Here is a 16632-nt window from a genome sequence, read left to right on the forward strand (position 1 = left end):
CAAGCTGGCAATGCCCACAGGTGTGTTGCCATCAGTTGCTCGACAGCTTGTCGCCTTTTTCGAAACGCCAGGTACGGATGATCTCCAGCCGGTCGATATCGGAAAGGTCGCCCGTGAACGGCGAGAAGGGCGCTGCGAGGCGCACGATGCGCATGGCGGCCTGGTCGAGCACCGGTTTGCCCGAGGATTCGAGGATCTGCACTTCGTAGAGCGAGCCGTCGCGGTTGAGCGACACCAGCATGCGCAGGCTGCCGTAGATGCGTTCGCGGCGGGCTTCGTCGGGGTAGTTCAGGTTGCCGATGCGCTCGATCTTCTTGCGCCAGTCTTCTTTATACCAGGCGCCCTTGTCGCGGATCGTGGAGGCCGCAGTGAGCCGGTAGATGCGCGGGCGCTTGGCGTAGGCCTGCTGCTCGCGGGCAAGCTCGGCTTCAAGGCTGGCGATCTGGCTGGACATCTGCGGGCTGTCGAAGTCGGGTGTGGCGCTCTGCGGTTTGTCCTGCGGCTTGCTGCGATCCGGGTCGGCCTCGGTCTTGCGCTGGGCGGGCGCCACGGTGGCCACTGCCTTCTGCTTTTGCGGAGCGTCGACCGGTTGCACACGCTGGGCCGGCGGCGGGGTCACCTGGTTGATCTGGGTGTCTTCGAACGGCGCTACCTGCGTGGTGCGCGGGATGGCCTTCTTCTCCAGCGTGCCGCTGCCTTGCTGGTTGTTCTGCGCGAGAAAGTCAGCCTTTTTCGGGGCTTTGTCGCTCTGGAAACTGGCCAGGGTCACCTCGAGGGTACGGGTGATCTCCGGGGGCGGCGTGGGGCTGAAGCTCAGGCCCAGCAGCAGCGCCAGATGCAGCAGCGCAGCGATCACCAGAGCAAGGCCCAGGCGGTCGGATGGGCGGTGGGCGATGCGCAGCAACTGGGCGGGAATGTGGGTGAAGCGGGTCATCAAGCGCCTGCGGTGCGTGGGCAAAACGAACGGCCGGCATCATAACAGATGGGCCGCGAATGCGGCGCCTCAGGGTTGACCAAAGGCGCCGCCTGGCCTCAGCGGCCCAGCTTGCGGGCGATGGCGTCCATCAGCTTGCCACCGATGTCGGTGTCGAAGGCGGCATCAATCTCGCGGATGCAGGTGGGGCTGGTGACATTCACCTCGGTGAGGTAATCGCCGATTACATCCAGGCCAACGAACAGCAGGCCTTTTTCGCGCAGCGAAGGGCCGACCTGTGCCGCGATCCAGCGGTCGCGCTCGGTCAGTGGCCGCGCTTCGCCACGGCCGCCGGCGGCCAGGTTGCCACGGGTTTCGCCCTGGGCCGGGATGCGCGCCAGGCAGTAATCCACAGGCTCGCCGTCGATCATCAGGATGCGTTTGTCGCCGTTGACGATCTCCGGCACATAGGCCTGCGCCATGATCTGGTGTGCGCCGTTGTGGGTGAGGGTTTCGAGGATCACCGACAGGTTCGGGTCGCCGGCGCGGTGGCGGAAGATCGACGCGCCGCCCATTTCATCCAGTGGCTTGAGGATCACATCGCCATGTTCCTGGGCAAAGGCGCGCAGGATGTCCTGGCGGCGGCTCACCAGCGTAGGCGGGTTGCACTGCGGGAACTGGGTGGCGAAGAGCTTTTCATTGCAGTCGCGCAGGCTCTGCGGCTTGTTGACGATCAGCACACCGGCGCGCTCGGCCGCCTCCAGCAGGTAGGTGCTGTAGATGAACTCGATGTCGAAGGGCGGGTCTTCGCGCATCAGCACGGCATCGAGCTCGGTGAGCGCGATGTCCTGCTCTTCGCCCAGCTCGTACCAATGGGCCGGGTCGGCGAACACCTTGAGCGCGCGTGCCCGGGCACGAGGTTCGCCCGAGGTCTGATAGAGGTCGGGCTGCTCCATGTACACCAGCTCCCAGCCACGGGCCTGGGCGGCCAGCAGCATGGCCAGCGAGCTGTCCTTTTTGTAGGAGATGCGCGCGATGGGGTCCATGACAATCCCGAGGCGTACGCTCATGGGGAAATCCTCTATAGGGCGGGGGCCGGAACGGCCCGTGGCGATGGAAATGGCCGTCAGGGTGATGCCAGGCGCGGCGTGGGTCAAGGCGCAGGCCGTGGAACGCGTTCCAGTAGCGTGCTGAAAAGCCCCTTAGACGACACCTCTGAAGCATCCACAGCCTGATAGAGCAATCATGGAGCAGCATTCCAACGGTCTCAAGGTCATGGTCGTCGATGATTCGAAAACCATCCGCCGCACAGCCGAAGCGCTACTGCAGCAAGCCGGTTGCCAGGTCATCACCGCCGTGGATGGCTTCGATGCACTGGCCAAGATCGCCGACTACCAACCCAGCATCATCTTCATCGATGTGATGATGCCGCGCCTGGACGGTTATCAGACCTGCGCCCTGATCAAGCACAACAGCCAGTTCCGCAGCACCGCCGTGGTCATGCTGTCGTCCCGTGACGGGCTGTTCGACCGCGCCCGTGGGCGGGTGGTGGAAGCCGACCAGTTCCTGACCAAACCATTCAGCAAGGAAACCCTGCTGGGCGCGATCCGGGCCCATGTGCCAGGCTTCGGCGTGCCGCAGGGGCAGCCATAACGGCGGCGCTGCCGCCATTGACGGGGAAGAGCATGGCCCGAATTCTGATTGTCGACGACTCACCGACCGAGCTGCACAAACTCACCGATATCCTGGAGAGGCAAGGCCATCAGGTACTCAAGGCCGACAACGGCGCCGATGGCGTAGCCCTGGCGCGCCAGGAAAAACCCGATGCCGTACTGATGGACATCGTGATGCCGGGCCTCAATGGCTTCCAGGCCACGCGCCAGCTGGCCAAGGATCCTGAAACCAGCGCGATCCCGGTGATCATCGTTACCGCCAAGGACCAGGAAACCGACAAGGTCTGGGGCACCCGCCAGGGTGCGCGCGAGTACATCACCAAACCCCTGGAAGAGGGCGCCCTGCTGCGCACCCTCGCCGCCGTGCTGGCCGGCTGAAGAGGCGCGCATGACACCGGGGCGCACCGCCTTCGAATTGCTGCTGGAGATCGACCGCCGCTGCCGCGCCCAGGCTGCCGCGCTGCCGTCGCAGCAGGCGCGCCTGCAGAACTGGAGCGGCATCGGCTTTCGCCTGGCCGGGCACTGGTTCGTCGCGCCCATGGCAGAAGTGGTCGAAGTGCTGCCCGAGCCGCGCCTGACCCAGGTGCCCGGCGTGCGCCACTGGGTAATGGGCATGGCCAACCTGCGCGGCCGGCTGCTGCCGGTGATGGACCTGTGCGGGTTCTTCGGCCAGGGCCTGAGCCCGTTGAAAAAGCAGCGGCGCATCCTGGTGATCGATCACGAGGAGCTGTTCACCGGCCTGATGGTCGACGAGGTCCCGGGCTTGCAGCATTTTGCGATGCAACGCCTGAACCCTTCTTCCCCTCCGGGGCTGCCACCGTCGATGGCGCCCTACGTGCAGGGGCACTTTCAGCGTGAGCGCAACTGGGCGGTGTTCAGCCCCCTGGCGTTGACGCATGTTGCGGAGTTCATGAATGTGGCGTTGTAACCCCCCTGCGCGGAGGGCTCGATGAAACGGGCTGTCCAAGGTTCACGCAGCGCGGCGCAGATCGCCGGGCTATTCGTGGCGCTGATCATCCTGATCATGCTGCTGTTCGCCAACTTCGCCTACCTCAACACCCGCGCCAACTACGACAAGCAGTACATCAGCCATGCCGGCGAGCTGCGCGTGGTGTCCCAGCGCATCGCCAAGAACGCCACCGAAGCCGCGGCGGGCAAAGCCGAGGCCTTTCGTCAATTGAGCGAGGCGCGCAACGAGTTCGAGCGGCGCTGGCGCTACCTGGTCGAGGGCGATCGCCACACCGGGCTGCCGCCGGCGCCGCATGAAGTCAGCGATGAGATCAAGGCGGTGCAGGCTGGCTGGGACCACCTGCGCAAGAACACCGACACGATCCTGGGCAGCGAGCAAACCGTGCTTGCGCTGCATCAGGTGGCCGCGACCCTCAGCCAGACCGTGCCACAGCTGCAGCTGCAATCGGAAAAGGTCGTGGACATCCTCCTGCGCCGGGGTGCGCCAGCCAATCAGGTCGCAATGGCGCAGCGTCAATCTCTGCTTGCCGAGCGTATCCTCGGTTCGGTCAATACGGTGCTGGCTGGCGATGAGAACGCAAGCCAGGCCGCCGAAGCCTTCGGCCGCGACGCTAACCGCTTCGGCGTGGTGCTGGCCGGCATGCTCAACGGCAATTCCGGCCAGCAGATCAGCCAGGTACAAGACCCCGAAGCCCGCGCCCTGCTCAAGGAAATCTCCGAGCTGTTCGCGTTCGTTTCAGGCTCTGTGGACCAGATCCTGGAAACCTCGCCTGAGCTGTTCCGCGTACGCGAGGCCAGCTCGGGCATCTTCAACCTTTCACAAGGTTTGCTCGACGACGCCTCACGGCTGGCCACAGGGTTCGAGCACCTGGCGGGCGGGCGTTCGGTCGATACCGTCGGCGGCTACGTGCTGGGCCTGCTGGCGCTGGCTTCGATCATCCTCATCGGGATGGTGATGGTGCGTGAAACCAACCGCCGGTTGCGGGAAACAGCCGAGAAGAACGAGCGCAACCAGGCCGCGATCATGCGCTTGCTCGACGAGATCGAAGACCTTGCCGCCGGCGACCTCACGGTTACGGCATCGGTCACCGAAGCCTTTACCGGCACCATCGCCGACTCGATCAACAACGCCATAGACCAATTGCGCGAGCTGGTGACTACCATCAACCGCGCTGCTGAAGATGTCGCCTACGCGGTCCAGCACACCGAGGGCAACGCCAGCCACCTGGTCAAGGGCTCGGAGCATCAGGCCCAGCAGATCAGCGAGGCGTCGCGGGCGATCAGCGACATGGCCCAATCGATCGACCATGTGTCCAACAATGCCTACCAGTCGGCCAAGGTCGCCGAACGCTCGGTGGACATCGCCAACAACGGAAGCCGCCTGGTGCACAACACCATTCGCGGCATGGAAACGGTGCGCGAGCAGATCCAGGAGACGTCGCGGCGGATCAAGCGCCTGGGTGAGTCCTCCCAGGAAATCGGCGACATCGTCAGCCTGATCGACGAGATTGCCGACCAGACCAACATTCTGGCGCTCAACGCAGCGATCCAGGCGTCAATGGCTGGTGAAGCCGGGCGTGGCTTTGCGGTAGTTGCAGACGAAGTGCAGCGCCTGGCCGAGCGTTCGTCGTCGGCACTGCGGCAGATCGAGCTGCTGGTGCGGGCGATCCAGGCCGACACCAACGAGGCAGTGATGTCCATGGAACAAACCACCTACGAGGTGGTGCGCGGTGCCCGCCTGGCTGAAGACGCCGGGGTGGCGCTCGAGGAAATCGAAGGCGTGTCGGAAGACCTCGCCGCGCTCATCCAGTGTATTTCCAATGCGGCCCAGCAGCAGACCTCTTCTGCCGGGCAGATTTCCCACACCATGGCCATCATCCAAGAAATCACTACCCAGACCTCCTCCGACTCCATCGCCACGGCCGACAGCATGGCGAACCTGGCGCGCATGGCCAGTGAAATGCGCCGTTCGGTCTCAGGTTTCCGCTTGCCCGCCGGAGCCGGGCTCGGCGCCATGAACGCGGCCGTGGATTTCGTGGCCCTCGAGTGGGTTCGCAGGGAGCTGGCCGATAGCCTGCCGCCCATACGGCAGGCACTGCTGGCCGGCGACCCGGCCCTCGCCCGGCAATGGCTCGCCCAGGCGCGCGGGGCAATGCGCTTGTTGGAGCTTGAAGGTGCTGGCGCGTTGCTCGAGGCGCTGGGGCTTCTTGATGCTCTACAGCCGGCAGTGCAAGGCCTGCTGCTGCGGGTGATGGAGCAATTGCCTGAGTGGCTGGAGCGCGTACACCGCGCCCGGCGTGATATGCCCGAACTGATGCTGCCACTGCTCACCGAGGCGCGCGCCTTGCAAAGCGGCGCTCCGGGTGCTGCGCAAGTGTTGCCGCCAGAACTGGCCGGCAAACTGGAAGCTGGCAACCGCGATGCGCTGCGGGCGGTGGTCCAGGCGCTGTGCGTGGAGCTGGTGCGCCATCATGAAAGCCTGGAAGCCTGGCTCGAAGCGCCGGAATGTGGCCCACAGGCACTGGGCGAGCGCCTGCCGGCCTTGCGGCAAGTAGCCGACACGCTGGCGGTGCTGGGTTTCGAACAGCCACGCCGGTTGATCCTCGATCAGTTGAACGTGCTGCAAGCCTTCGTGCAGGGCCAGCGCGCGCCGGATGAGGCTGCGCTGATGGACGTGGCCAGCGCCCTGCTGTACATCGAGGCCACACTGAACGGCATGGTCGGGCCCGAAGCCGGTCGCCAGCGACGAACTTGGCCCCAGCACGGATATCGACGAAATCCACCGCCTGGTGATTCGCGAAACCCTCGCGGGCCTTGAGCGCTTCGCGCAGGGGCTGAAGGCGCCTGGGCGGCAGGCTGGCCTCCGGCCGAATGCCAGGCGCTGGCCGAGCAATTGCACCCGTTGGCAGGGGCGCTTGCGATGATCCCGTTGCCTGCTGTGGCCTCGCCATTGGAGGCGATGGCGCGCTGGCTGGCGGGCGCGCCCAGGCGAGTGATTGCCGAGGCACTGGCCGAGGTGATCTGCGCGCTGGAATACCACCTGGAGCGTTTGCTGCTCGATCCCGACGGCCCGCACCAGCCCAGCCTCGCTCGTGCCGAGCGGGCGCTCGATGCGCTATGCCGGGGCGCCGGCTCCGCGGCAGCCGGGCTGGCTGCTGACGCGCCTGAACCTGTGGCGCCCGCGCCGGCCTCGTTGCTGGCGATCTTCCGTGATGAGGCGCAAGGTTACCTCGCCGTGCTGCAGCGCTGGCTGGCAACGCCGGAAGCTGTGCCTGGGCATGCCTTGCACGTGGCGTTGCACACGCTCAAGGGCAGCGCCTCGATGGCTGGGGCCAGCGCGATCAGCGAATTGGCTGCGGCCCTTGACCGCATCGCCCAGCGTGCTCCGCTGGACGAACCTGAGGTTCGCACGCTCTTCGAGCAGGGCGCCGCGCAAATCGAAAACCTCCTGGCCGGCGAGGCCGCCGAACGGGCACAGGCAGTGATCGACCAGGCCAATGCTCTGCTTGGCGGGGCAGATGCCGCGCCGCCTTCGGCCGCCCAGAGCTTCTTGCGCGCACATATGGATCGCGTGCTCGACAGCGAAGCGGCCCTGCGTGCCTGGGCGCGCCAGCCACGCAGCCGCCAGGAGTTGGCCGGCTTGCTCGACGAATTGACCGACCTTGCACAAGGCGCCCACGACGCAGGCCTGTCGGCCGTCGATGAGCTGTGCGAAGCGCTGCTGGATGTTTACGGCGCGGTGGAGGAGGGCAGCCTGCCGGTCAACGATGCGTTCTTCGAGCGGATGGGCCGTGGCCACGAGGCGCTGATCGATCAGTTCGACCAGTTGGCCGCAGGCCAAGGCGCTGCGCCTGCTCCGCTTGCATTGCGTTACCTGCGGGAGTTGCTCGACCAGGCGCTGCCGCCGGACGCCCTCGGCCGCCTGAGCGACGGCCAGGCGCAGGCGCTGCCAGCCCTGAAACCGGAACCGGAACCAGAACCGGAACCAGAGCCAGAAACCGACGGCGTCGACGAAGGCCCTGCCGACCAGGAGCTGATGCAGGTCTTTCTCGACGAAGGCTTCGACATCGTCGAAAGCGCGGGCGAGGCCCTGCTGCGCTGGGAAGCCGAGCCCGGCAACACGCTGGAGGTGGAAAACCTGCTGCGCGACCTGCACACCCTCAAGGGCGGCGCGCGGATGGTGGAAATTGCGCCGATCGGCGACCTGGCCCATGAGCTGGAAACCCTCTACCAGCGGCTGGCCGCCGGCACGTTGCTGCCCAGTGCCGGGCTGTTCGAGCTTTTGCAAAAGGGCCATGACCGCGTCGGCCTGATGCTCGATGCCCTGCGTTCTGGCCAGCAAGTGCAGGCCGACCCCGCGCTGATCGCTCGCATGAACGGCTTTGGCCTGGCCCACGCGCCACGGGGCAGCGCCCAGTCGCCGCGCATGGAGCCTGCGCCGGCCGTGATGGAGCGCGGGCCGGTGGACATGGTCAAGGTCACCGCGCTGGTGCTCGAAGAGCTCGGCGACCTGGCAGGCGAGGCGGCCATTGCCCGCGGGCGTGTCGAGCAGCAGGTCAACGACAGCCGCTCGGCCCTCTATGAAATGGAAATGACGCTCCAGCGCATGCGCGACCACCTGCTGCGCCTGGACAGCGAAACCCAGGCCGGCCAGCGCGAACATGCCCAGGAAAGCACGGCCTACGCCGAGTTCGACCCGCTGGAAATGGACCGCCATTCTCAGCTGCAACAGCTCACACGGGGCCTGTTCGAGGCGGTCTCTGACCTGCTCGACCTCAAGGACACGCTCGACGAGCGCAACCACGAGGCCCAGGCGCTGCTGGCGCACCAGTCACGGGTGAGCAGCCAATTGCAGGAAGGCCTGATGCGCACGCGCATGGTGCCTTTCGAACGGGTGTTGCCACGCTTGCAGCGGGTAGTACGGCAGGTGGCCGAAGAGCTGGGCAAGCAGGTGATTTTCGAAGCCGGCCATGCCGAGGCCGAAATGGACCGCACGGTGCTCGAACGCATGGTCGCGCCGCTGGAGCACATGCTGCGCAATGCCGTGGACCACGGCCTTGAGCCTGCGGCGATACGGCGCGCCTCGGGCAAGCCCGAGTCGGGCCTGATCAGCCTGAGCGTGGCCCACGAGGGCGGCGAGGTGGTGATCGAGCTGGCCGACGACGGCGCCGGTGTGCCGCTGGACGCGGTGCGCAACAAGGCGGCCATGCGCGGCCTGCTGGCGGCGGGCAGTGACATGAGCGACCACGATGTCATGCAGTTCATTCTTCAGCCGGGGTTCTCCACCGCCGAGAAGATTACGCAGATTTCCGGGCGCGGCCTGGGCATGGACGTGGTGCATGAGGAGGTCAAGCAGCTTGGCGGCAGCATGACCATCGACTCGCGGCGCGGTGTGGGCGCGCGATTCCAGATCCGCCTGCCGCTGTCGGTGTCGGTCAACCGGGCGCTTTTGGTGCAATGCAACGAAGAGCTGTACGCGGTGCCGCTCAACAGCGTGGAAGGCATCGTGCGGGTCGGGCCCGCCGAGCTGGATGCACATTACCGGCATACTCCGCCGGTGTACCGTTACGGCGGCATGAATCACGACCTGCGTTACCTCGGCCAGTTGTTGAATGGCCAGGCCCGGCCTGCGCTGCTGAGCCAGGAACAGGCACTGCCGGTGCTGCTGGTACGGGCACACGAGCATCAGGTCGCCGTGCAGGTCGATGCGATCACCGGCTCACGCGACATCGTGGTCAAGAGCCTGGGGCCGCAATTCGTGACAGTGCCGGGCCTTAATGGCGCAACCATTCTGGGCGACGGGCGAGTGGTGCTGATCCTCGACTTGCTGGGCCTGATCCGCGCGCAGCAATTGCGCCAGGGGCCGGCGCGCAGCCCCGAGCAGCGCGCCGAGCCAGCTCCCGCTCGGCCACGTCGAGTGCTGGTGGTCGATGACTCGGTGACCGTGCGCAAGGTCACCAGCCGCTTGCTGGAGCGCCATGGCATGCACGTGAGCACCGCACGGGACGGTGTCGAGGCGGTCGAGCGCATGGAAGAGCAGCGTCCTGACATCCTGCTGCTGGACATCGAGATGCCGCGCATGGACGGCTACGAGGTGGCAGCCTGGGTGCGCCGCGACAGCCGCCTGAAAAGCCTGCCAATCATCATGATCACCTCGCGCACCGGAGAGAAGCACCGCGACCGTGCCATGGCCCTCGGGGTCAACGAGTACCTGGGCAAGCCGTTCCAGGAGCCGCAACTGTTGGCCTGCATCGAAAAGTGGAGCCCTCGCCATGCATGAACGTGCTTTCGAGCGGCGCCACAGCCTCACGGCCTTGCTGCTGCCGTTGACCGATCGTCAGTTGGTGCTGCCCAACGTTGCGGTCGCCGAGCTGATCGATGACCGCCCCGGCGTGCCGGTGGCCGGCGCGCCTTCCTGGCATCTGGGGCACATCGCCTGGCGCCATCGCGAGCTGCCGTTGCTGAGCTTCGAGGCGGCCTGCGGCACCGAGCCCCGGCGCGGCGAGCGCAACCACATCGTGGTGCTCAACGCCTTGAGCGGCGGGCCTTTGGCCTTCTACGCCATGCTGGTGCAGGGGATCCCTCGCTCGTTCAAGGTCGACAGCCAGCTCAGCTACGTGGATGTGCCGCTGGACCGCTTCGAACTGGCAGCGGTGCAGTTGGGGGAAAGCGTGGCGCGGGTGCCGGACCTGGACGGCCTGGAGCGGCTGGTGCAGCAGGTATGGCCGGCGCTGTAATACCTGCGTAGGCAAAGCTTGCTGCAGCATGGCGGCCTCACTCAGGAACCAAGAGGGCCTTGCCGCCATGTATCACGGCGAACGTCTCAATGCCTGGACTCACCTGGTTGGCACGGTGCTGGCCTGCGTCGGTGCGCTTTGGCTGACCGCGCTGGCCGGTATCCAGGGCAACCCCTGGAAGATCGTCAGTGCCGCGGTGTACGGCGTCACCCTCACGGCGCTGTACGCCATTTCCACCGTTTATCACAGTGTGCGCGGCCAGGCGAAAACGGTGATGCGCAAGCTCGACCACCTCGCCATCTACTTGCTGATCGCCGGCAGCTATACACCCTTCTGCCTGGTGTCACTGCGCGGGCCTTGGGGGTGGAGCCTGTTCGGGGTGGTGTGGGCGCTGGCGGTGCTGGGCATGTTGCAGGAGCTCAAGCCGCGGTCTTCGGCGCGGGTGTTGTCGGTGGTGATCTACGCCGTGATGGGCTGGGTGGTGCTGGTGGCGGTCGGGCCACTGCTCGATGCGCTGGGCACTGCCGGCTTCTGCTGGCTGGCCGGCGGAGGGCTGTTGTACACGGTGGGGATCATCTTTTACGCACTTGGCGAGCGCATGCCCCATGGGCATGGCATCTGGCACCTGTTCGTGATCGCCGGCAGTTTGCTGCACTTCGTGGCGATTTTCTTTTATGTGATCTGAAGGGGGCCGTCGCGCGGCGAGCCGCCCTCCCACTTTTTGAAACCTTCATATGCCTGATCGATGAAGTGAGAAGGCGGCTTGCCGCGCGACAGGCCGATCAGAAATCGCCCCACAACTGCTGCGCCAGCGCCAACGCCACCACTGGTGCGGTTTCGGTGCGCAGCACCCGTGGCCCCAGCCGGGCGGGATGGAAGCCCTGAGCCTGGGCCTGAACGACTTCCTGTTCGGTGAGGCCGCCTTCCGGGCCGATCAAAAATGCCAGGCGCCCGGGCCGTGGATGGCTGGCAAGCGGCTCTGCCACCGGGTGCAGCACAAGCTTCAGGTCTGCCTCTGTCTGGCCAAGCCACTGCTCAAGAAGCAGTGGCGGATGTATCACCGGCACGCTGGAGCGCCCGCATTGCTCGCAGGCGCTGATTGCGACCTGCCGCCAGTGGGCCAGGCGTTTATCGGCACGCTCGTCCTTCAGGCGCACCTCGCAGCGCTCGCTGAAGATCGGAGTGATCTCGGCAACGCCCAGCTCGGTCGCCTTCTGAATGGCCCAGTCCATGCGCTCACCGCGCGACAGCCCCTGACCCAGATGCACATGCAGCCCGGAGTCCGGCTGGCCGGCCAACTGCTCGATCAGGCGCACGGTCACGTGCTTCTTGCCCACTTCCAGCAAGGTCCCCCGGTACTCCTGGCCGGAACCGTCGAACAACTGCAGCGCGTCGCCTTCGGCCAGGCGCAGCACCCGCGCGATGTAATGGGCCTGCGCCTCCGGCAGCGGGTGGTCGCCCAGGCTCAGGGGCAGGTCTGTGTAAAAGCGTTTCATCGATAACCTGTTCAGCGGTTAGCCCGGGTCACGAAAACCGGGGTGGAAGTCAGTCTTGACCGGCACGCTCACGCGGCTGCCGGTGGCGATGTCGATGCCCTCGCTGGCCACTTCGGCGAGGAAGTCGATCTGTTCGGGCGTTATCACATAAGGCGGCAGAAAATACACCACGCTGCCCAGCGGGCGCAGCAACGCGCCACGCGAAAGGCCATGTTCGAAAACCTTCAGGCCACGGCGCTCCTGCCAAGGCCAGGCGGCCTTGGTGGTTTTATCCTTGACCATCTCTATGGCCAGCGCCATGCCGGTCTGGCGCACCTCACCCACATGCGGGTGGTCGGCCAGGTGCGCAGTAGCGCTGGCCATGCGCGTGGCCAGCGCCTTGTTGCGCTCGATCACGTTGTCTTGCTCGAAGATGTCGAGCGTGGCAAGCGCTGCGGCACAGGCCAGCGGGTTGCCGGTGTAGCTGTGCGAGTGCAGGAAGGCGCGCAGCGTGGAGTAGTCGTCGTAGAACGCCTGGTAGACGTCATCGGTGGTCAGCACCGCCGCCAGCGGCAGGTAGCCCCCGGTCAGGGCCTTGGACAGGCAGAGGAAATCCGGGCGGATGCCGGCCTGCTCGCAGGCGAACATCGTGCCGGTGCGGCCGAAGCCCACAGCGATTTCGTCGTGGATCAGGTGCACGCCGTAGCGGTCGCAGGCCTCACGCAGCAGTTGCAGGTACACCGGGTGATACATGCGCATGCCACCCGCGCCCTGAATCAGTGGCTCGACGATCACCGCAGCAACGCTGTCGTGGTGCTCGGCGAGGGTCTGCTCCATGGCAGCGAACATCGTGCGCGAGTGCTCTTCCCAGCTCACGCCCTCAGGGCGCAGGTAGCAGTCGGGGCTTGGCACTTTCAAGGTCTCGAGCAGCAGCGCCTTGTAGGTTTCGGTGAACAACGGCACGTCGCCCACCGACATCGCCGCGATGGTTTCACCGTGGTAGCTGTTGGAGAGAGTAACGAAGCGCTTCTTGGCCGGTTGGCCGCGGTTGAGCCAGTAGTGGTAGCTCATCTTCAGCGCCACTTCGATGCATGAGGAACCGTTGTCGGCATCGAACACCCGGTCGAGCCCTTCGGGGGTGATCTTCACCAGGCGTTCGGACAGCTCGATCACCGGTGCGTGGCTGAAGCCGGCCAGGATCACGTGTTCGAGCTGGTCGACCTGCGCCTTGATACGCTCGTTGATGCGCGGGTTGGCGTGGCCGAAGACGTTGACCCACCAGGAGCTGACCGCATCGATATAGCGCCGGCCTTCGAAGTCTTCCAGCCACACCCCTTCACCACGGCGGATCGGTATCACCGGTAGCGTCTCGTGGTCTTTCATCTGGGTGCAGGGGTGCCACAGCACGTTCAGGTCACGCTGCATCCACTGGTCGTTCAAGCTCATGGTGATTCTCCTGGCAGCACGTTTGGCCTGCTGGGCTAAATTGATGCGCAAGCCTATGCGTCATGGGCGATAGGGGCAACTGCCGTTAATGGTTAGTTAACAGATGTATTTCAGACTTTTCATCGCCTGGCTCGATAGATCAAAGCGAAAAATTCTGCTTTTTTTCGATGTTTAAGCCGGTACGCTTGCTCCCACGGTTATCGAGGATTTCGCCGATGCAGCTCAAGAATTCACCCGCCCGTTATGGCGCCGTCAGCATGTTCCTGCATTGGGGCACAGCCTTGACGGTGTTCGGCATGTTCGCCCTGGGCCTGTGGATGGTCGGCCTTGGTTATTACGATCCTTGGCGCAAGGCAGGCCCGGACCTGCACAAAAGCATCGGGCTGACGTTGTTCTTCTTCATGCTGTTGCGCGTGGTGTGGCGTTTCATCAGCGCGCCACCGCCGCCTACTCCCAATCAGGGCCGGCTGACACGCCTGGCCGCTGCGGCGGGGCACTTGTTTCTCTACGCAGACCTGTTCCTGGTGATGATCACCGGTTACCTGATCTCCACTGCCGACGGTGTGGGCATTCCGGTATTCGGGCTGTTCGACGTTCCTGCGTTGTTCACAGGCTCCGACAGCCAGGCCGAGGTCGCCGGGACGGTGCATCTGTACCTGGCCTGGGCGCTGGTGAGCTTTGCGGTACTGCATGGCCTGGCCGCGCTCAAGCATCACTTCATCGACCGTGACGCTACCTTCATTCGCATGCTGGGCCGCAAGGCCTGACCTACACTCACCCGATCCAAGCAAAAGGAACATCGCTATGTTGAAGAAAACCCTGGCCGCCCTGGCTATCGGTTCCGCCCTGCTGACCGCAGGCCAAGCCATGGCCGAGCCGGTCAACTACAAGATCGACAAGGAAGGCCAGCACGCTTTCGTCGACTTCAAGATCAGCCACCTGGGTTACAGCTTCATCACCGGTACCTTCAAAGACTTCGACGGCTCCTTCGTCTGGGATGCCGACAAGCCGGAAAACTCCTCGGTACAGGTCACCCTGAAAACCGCCAGCGTGTTCACCAACCACGCAGAACGCGACAAGCACATCAGCAGCAAAGACTTCCTCGATGTCGCCAAGTACCCGGAAGCGACCTTCAAGTCCACCAAGGTCACCCCCACCGGCAAGAATGCCGATGGCAAGCTGACTGCTGACGTGGCCGGTGACCTGACCCTGCAAGGCGTCACCAAGCCTGTCGTGATCAAGTCGACCTTCCTGGGCGAAGGCAAAGACCCGTGGGGTGGCTACCGTGCAGGTTTCGAAGGCCAGACCACCATCAACCGCAAGGATTTCGCGCCCAAGACCATGGACCTGGGCCCGCAGTCCGACACCGTTACCCTGTACTTCACCTTCGAAGGTGTTAAGCAGAAGTAAAGGTTGGCACCAACGAAAAGGCCGCGCTCTTGAGCGCGGCCTTTTCATTTGCAGCGAACGGAGCCTGAATCAGCTCTCGCCGCGGGTCAGCAGGGCGGGTTTTTCACCGCGCGGCTTGTTGCTGCGCTGCAGCTCGTCCAACTGCTCGAGCGTGAGCGAGCTCAGGCGGGACTCCTTGTGGATGATCTTCGGCTTGGGTGCGTCCTGGCGTGCAGAAGGGATCATCGACTCGCCACGCGGCGCGTCGCCGGTGAGCACGCGGCGGCTGCCGCCGTCGCGACGGCTCTGGCCGCCGCCATTGCTGCCACGGCGGTTGTTGTTGGCTGGTTTGGCCCCACCGCCATTGCTGCGCGGCGCGCCCTGGCCTTGACCTTGACCCTGGCCCTGGCGGCGTTGCTGCGCCTGGTTCTGGCCTTGGCCGGCGCTGCCAGCCGGGCGGCGGTTGCGGCCGCCGGGCTTCTGGTCCTTGTAGGGGCTGACGTAGTCGGCGCGGTTGCCGAAGTTATCGACGTCGTCGTCACGGAATTCTTCCGGGTCGCGAGCTGCCTGCGAGCTTGCGCCCGCTGCCTGGCTCTGGCCCTCAGGCTTCTTGCCGCTGCGTTGGCGGCGATTGCGGCGCTCACCGGCAGGGCGCTCGCCTGTGGTCTGCTTCTCGCCACGGCTTTCGCCAGCGGGCTGGTCAGCGGCCTTTTCTTTCGGCTTGTCCTTGCGAGGCTTGTCTTTGCGCCCACCATTGTTGCTGTTGGCACCCTGCCCACGGCCGCGGCCCTGTGGCTGGCGAGGCTCGCGCACCTCAGGCTTCTCAGCCTCGATGGTGCTGGCGTCGAAGCCCATGGCGTCGCCATCAGGGATACGCTGGCGGGTCATGCGCTCGATGCTCTTGAGCAGCTTCTCCTCGTCAGGTGCGACCAGCGAGATAGCCTCGCCGCTACGACCTGCCCGGCCAGTACGGCCAATGCGGTGTACGTAGTCTTCCTCGACATTGGGCAGCTCGAAGTTGACCACATGGGGCAACTGGTCGATGTCCAGGCCGCGAGCGGCGATGTCGGTGGCGACCATGACTCGCACAGTACCGGCCTTGAAGTCGGCCAAGGCCTTGGTGCGAGCGTTCTGGCTCTTGTTGCCGTGAATCGGCGCGGCGGTGAGGCCGTGCTTGTTCAGGTACTCGGCCAGGCGGTTGGCGCCGTGCTTGGTGCGGGTGAACACCAGCACTTGCTCCCACGCACCCAGGGTGATCAGGTGCGCCAGCAACGCGCGCTTGTGAGACGCCTGCAGGCGGAACACACGCTGCTCGATACGCTCGACCGTGGTGTTGGGTGGGGCGACTTCGATGCGCTCGGGGTTGTCCAGCAGCTTCTCGGCAAGGTCGGTGATGTCCTTGGAGAAGGTGGCCGAGAACAGCAGGTTCTGGCGCTTGTCAGGGAGGCGCGCGAGGACCTTTTTCACGTCGTGGATGAAGCCCATGTCGAGCATGCGGTCGGCTTCATCGAGTACGAGGATTTCGACATGGGACAGGTCGACGCTGCCTTGGCCGGCCAGGTCGAGCAGGCGGCCGGGGCACGCCACCAGCACATCGACACCCTTGGCCAGGGCCTGCACCTGCGGGTTCATGCCGACGCCGCCGAAGACGCAGGCGCTGACGAACTTGAGGTCGCGGGCATAGATCTTGAAGCTGTCATGCACCTGGGCCGCCAGCTCGCGGGTGGGGGTGAGCACCAGCACGCGAGGTTGCTTGGGGCCATGGCGGCGAGATTCGTCCGGGTGGCCTTCAGGGAAAAGGCGCTCGAGGATCGGCAAAGCGAAACCGGCGGTCTTGCCGGTACCCGTCTGGGCCGCCACCATCAGGTCGCGACCTTGCAACACGGCGGGAACGGCCCGCTGTTGCACCGGGGTTGGCTGCGTGTAGCCCGCGGCCTCGATAGCGCGGACTAGAGCCTCGGAGAGACCGAGGGAAGCAAAGGACATGGGCAATCCTGTTCATGTGGGGGCTAGTGCCCGAAGGTAATCTT

At 65.1% G+C, this 16632-nt stretch carries 12 protein-coding genes and 2 pseudogenes; 9 read left to right on the top strand and 5 right to left on the bottom strand.

What is annotated here, in order from left to right; translation table 11 throughout:
- Nucleotides 1–31 precede the first annotated feature (31 nt).
- Complete coding sequence (locus LN139_RS23395) at nt 32–934, bottom strand: energy transducer TonB (RefSeq protein WP_236357379.1); 903 nt, start codon at nt 932–934, stop codon at nt 32–34.
- Nucleotides 935–1032: 98 nt separating this feature from the next.
- The gene (gshB, locus tag LN139_RS23400) at nt 1033–1983 is read right to left on the bottom strand and encodes a glutathione synthase (RefSeq protein WP_236357380.1); all 951 of its coding nucleotides are present in this window, start codon (nt 1981–1983) and stop codon (nt 1033–1035) included.
- A gap of 175 nt (nt 1984–2158) precedes the next feature.
- Here gshB and pilG point away from each other — a divergent pair, with 175 nt between their 5' ends.
- The 7 genes and pseudogenes from pilG to trhA all read left to right on the top strand — a co-directional run bounded on the left by pilG (nt 2159) and on the right by trhA (nt 10977).
- Entirely contained in the window at nt 2159–2566 is a 408-nt protein-coding gene (pilG, locus tag LN139_RS23405; protein WP_236357382.1) for a twitching motility response regulator PilG, read from the top strand.
- 32 nt (nt 2567–2598) lie between these two features.
- Nucleotides 2599–2964, top strand: coding sequence for a twitching motility response regulator PilH (gene pilH, locus LN139_RS23410; protein ID WP_236357385.1), 366 nt, complete (start codon nt 2599–2601; stop codon nt 2962–2964).
- A 10-nt stretch (nt 2965–2974) separates the two neighbouring features.
- On the top strand, nt 2975–3514 hold the full coding sequence (locus LN139_RS23415; RefSeq protein WP_236357387.1) for a chemotaxis protein CheW: 540 nt from the start codon (nt 2975–2977) through the stop codon (nt 3512–3514).
- Nucleotides 3515–3535: 21 nt separating this feature from the next.
- A pseudogene (locus LN139_RS23420) lies at nt 3536–5554 on the top strand (methyl-accepting chemotaxis protein); the annotation flags it as partial.
- Nucleotides 5555–6697: 1143 nt separating this feature from the next.
- A pseudogene (locus LN139_RS23425) lies at nt 6698–9835 on the top strand (response regulator); the annotation flags it as partial.
- Complete coding sequence (locus LN139_RS23430; RefSeq protein ID WP_236357393.1) at nt 9828–10292, top strand: chemotaxis protein CheW; 465 nt, start codon at nt 9828–9830, stop codon at nt 10290–10292. The pseudogene LN139_RS23425 and the gene LN139_RS23430, both read left to right, overlap by 8 nt.
- 67 nt (nt 10293–10359) lie before the next feature.
- Nucleotides 10360–10977, top strand: a complete 618-nt coding sequence (gene trhA / locus LN139_RS23435; protein WP_236357396.1) for a PAQR family membrane homeostasis protein TrhA — start codon at nt 10360–10362, stop codon at nt 10975–10977.
- Nucleotides 10978–11074: 97 nt separating this feature from the next.
- Here trhA and LN139_RS23440 read toward each other — a convergent pair whose 3' ends face one another.
- Nucleotides 11075–11788: a 16S rRNA (uracil(1498)-N(3))-methyltransferase gene (locus tag LN139_RS23440; protein WP_236357398.1), complete on the bottom strand. Its 714-nt coding sequence runs from the start codon at nt 11786–11788 to the stop codon at nt 11075–11077.
- An 18-nt stretch (nt 11789–11806) separates the two neighbouring features.
- A complete protein-coding gene (locus LN139_RS23445) occupies nt 11807–13213 on the bottom strand; it encodes an adenosylmethionine--8-amino-7-oxononanoate transaminase (protein ID WP_236357400.1) in 1407 nt (468 codons plus the stop codon).
- A 215-nt stretch (nt 13214–13428) separates the two neighbouring features.
- On the opposite strand from LN139_RS23445, the gene LN139_RS23450 reads away from it, so the two are divergent.
- Together LN139_RS23450 and LN139_RS23455 are read left to right on the top strand one after the other, a co-directional pair.
- Nucleotides 13429–13980 carry a cytochrome b gene (locus LN139_RS23450; RefSeq protein WP_236357403.1) on the top strand — a complete coding sequence of 184 codons (552 nt, stop codon included), beginning with the start codon at nt 13429–13431 and terminating at the stop codon, nt 13978–13980.
- 37 nt (nt 13981–14017) lie between these two features.
- Nucleotides 14018–14623 (top strand): YceI family protein, encoded by a 606-nt coding sequence (locus LN139_RS23455; protein ID WP_236357405.1) that lies wholly within the window; start codon nt 14018–14020, stop codon nt 14621–14623.
- A 69-nt stretch (nt 14624–14692) separates the two neighbouring features.
- Here the strand turns inward: LN139_RS23455 and LN139_RS23460 are convergent, their stop codons facing one another.
- Nucleotides 14693–16588: a DEAD/DEAH box helicase gene (locus LN139_RS23460; RefSeq protein WP_236357408.1), complete on the bottom strand. Its 1896-nt coding sequence runs from the start codon at nt 16586–16588 to the stop codon at nt 14693–14695.
- Nucleotides 16589–16632: the final 44 nt, after the last annotated feature.

Origin of the sequence: Pseudomonas sp. KNUC1026, from assembly GCF_021650705.1 — a bacterium.
Lineage (GTDB): Bacteria > Pseudomonadota > Gammaproteobacteria > Pseudomonadales > Pseudomonadaceae > Aquipseudomonas.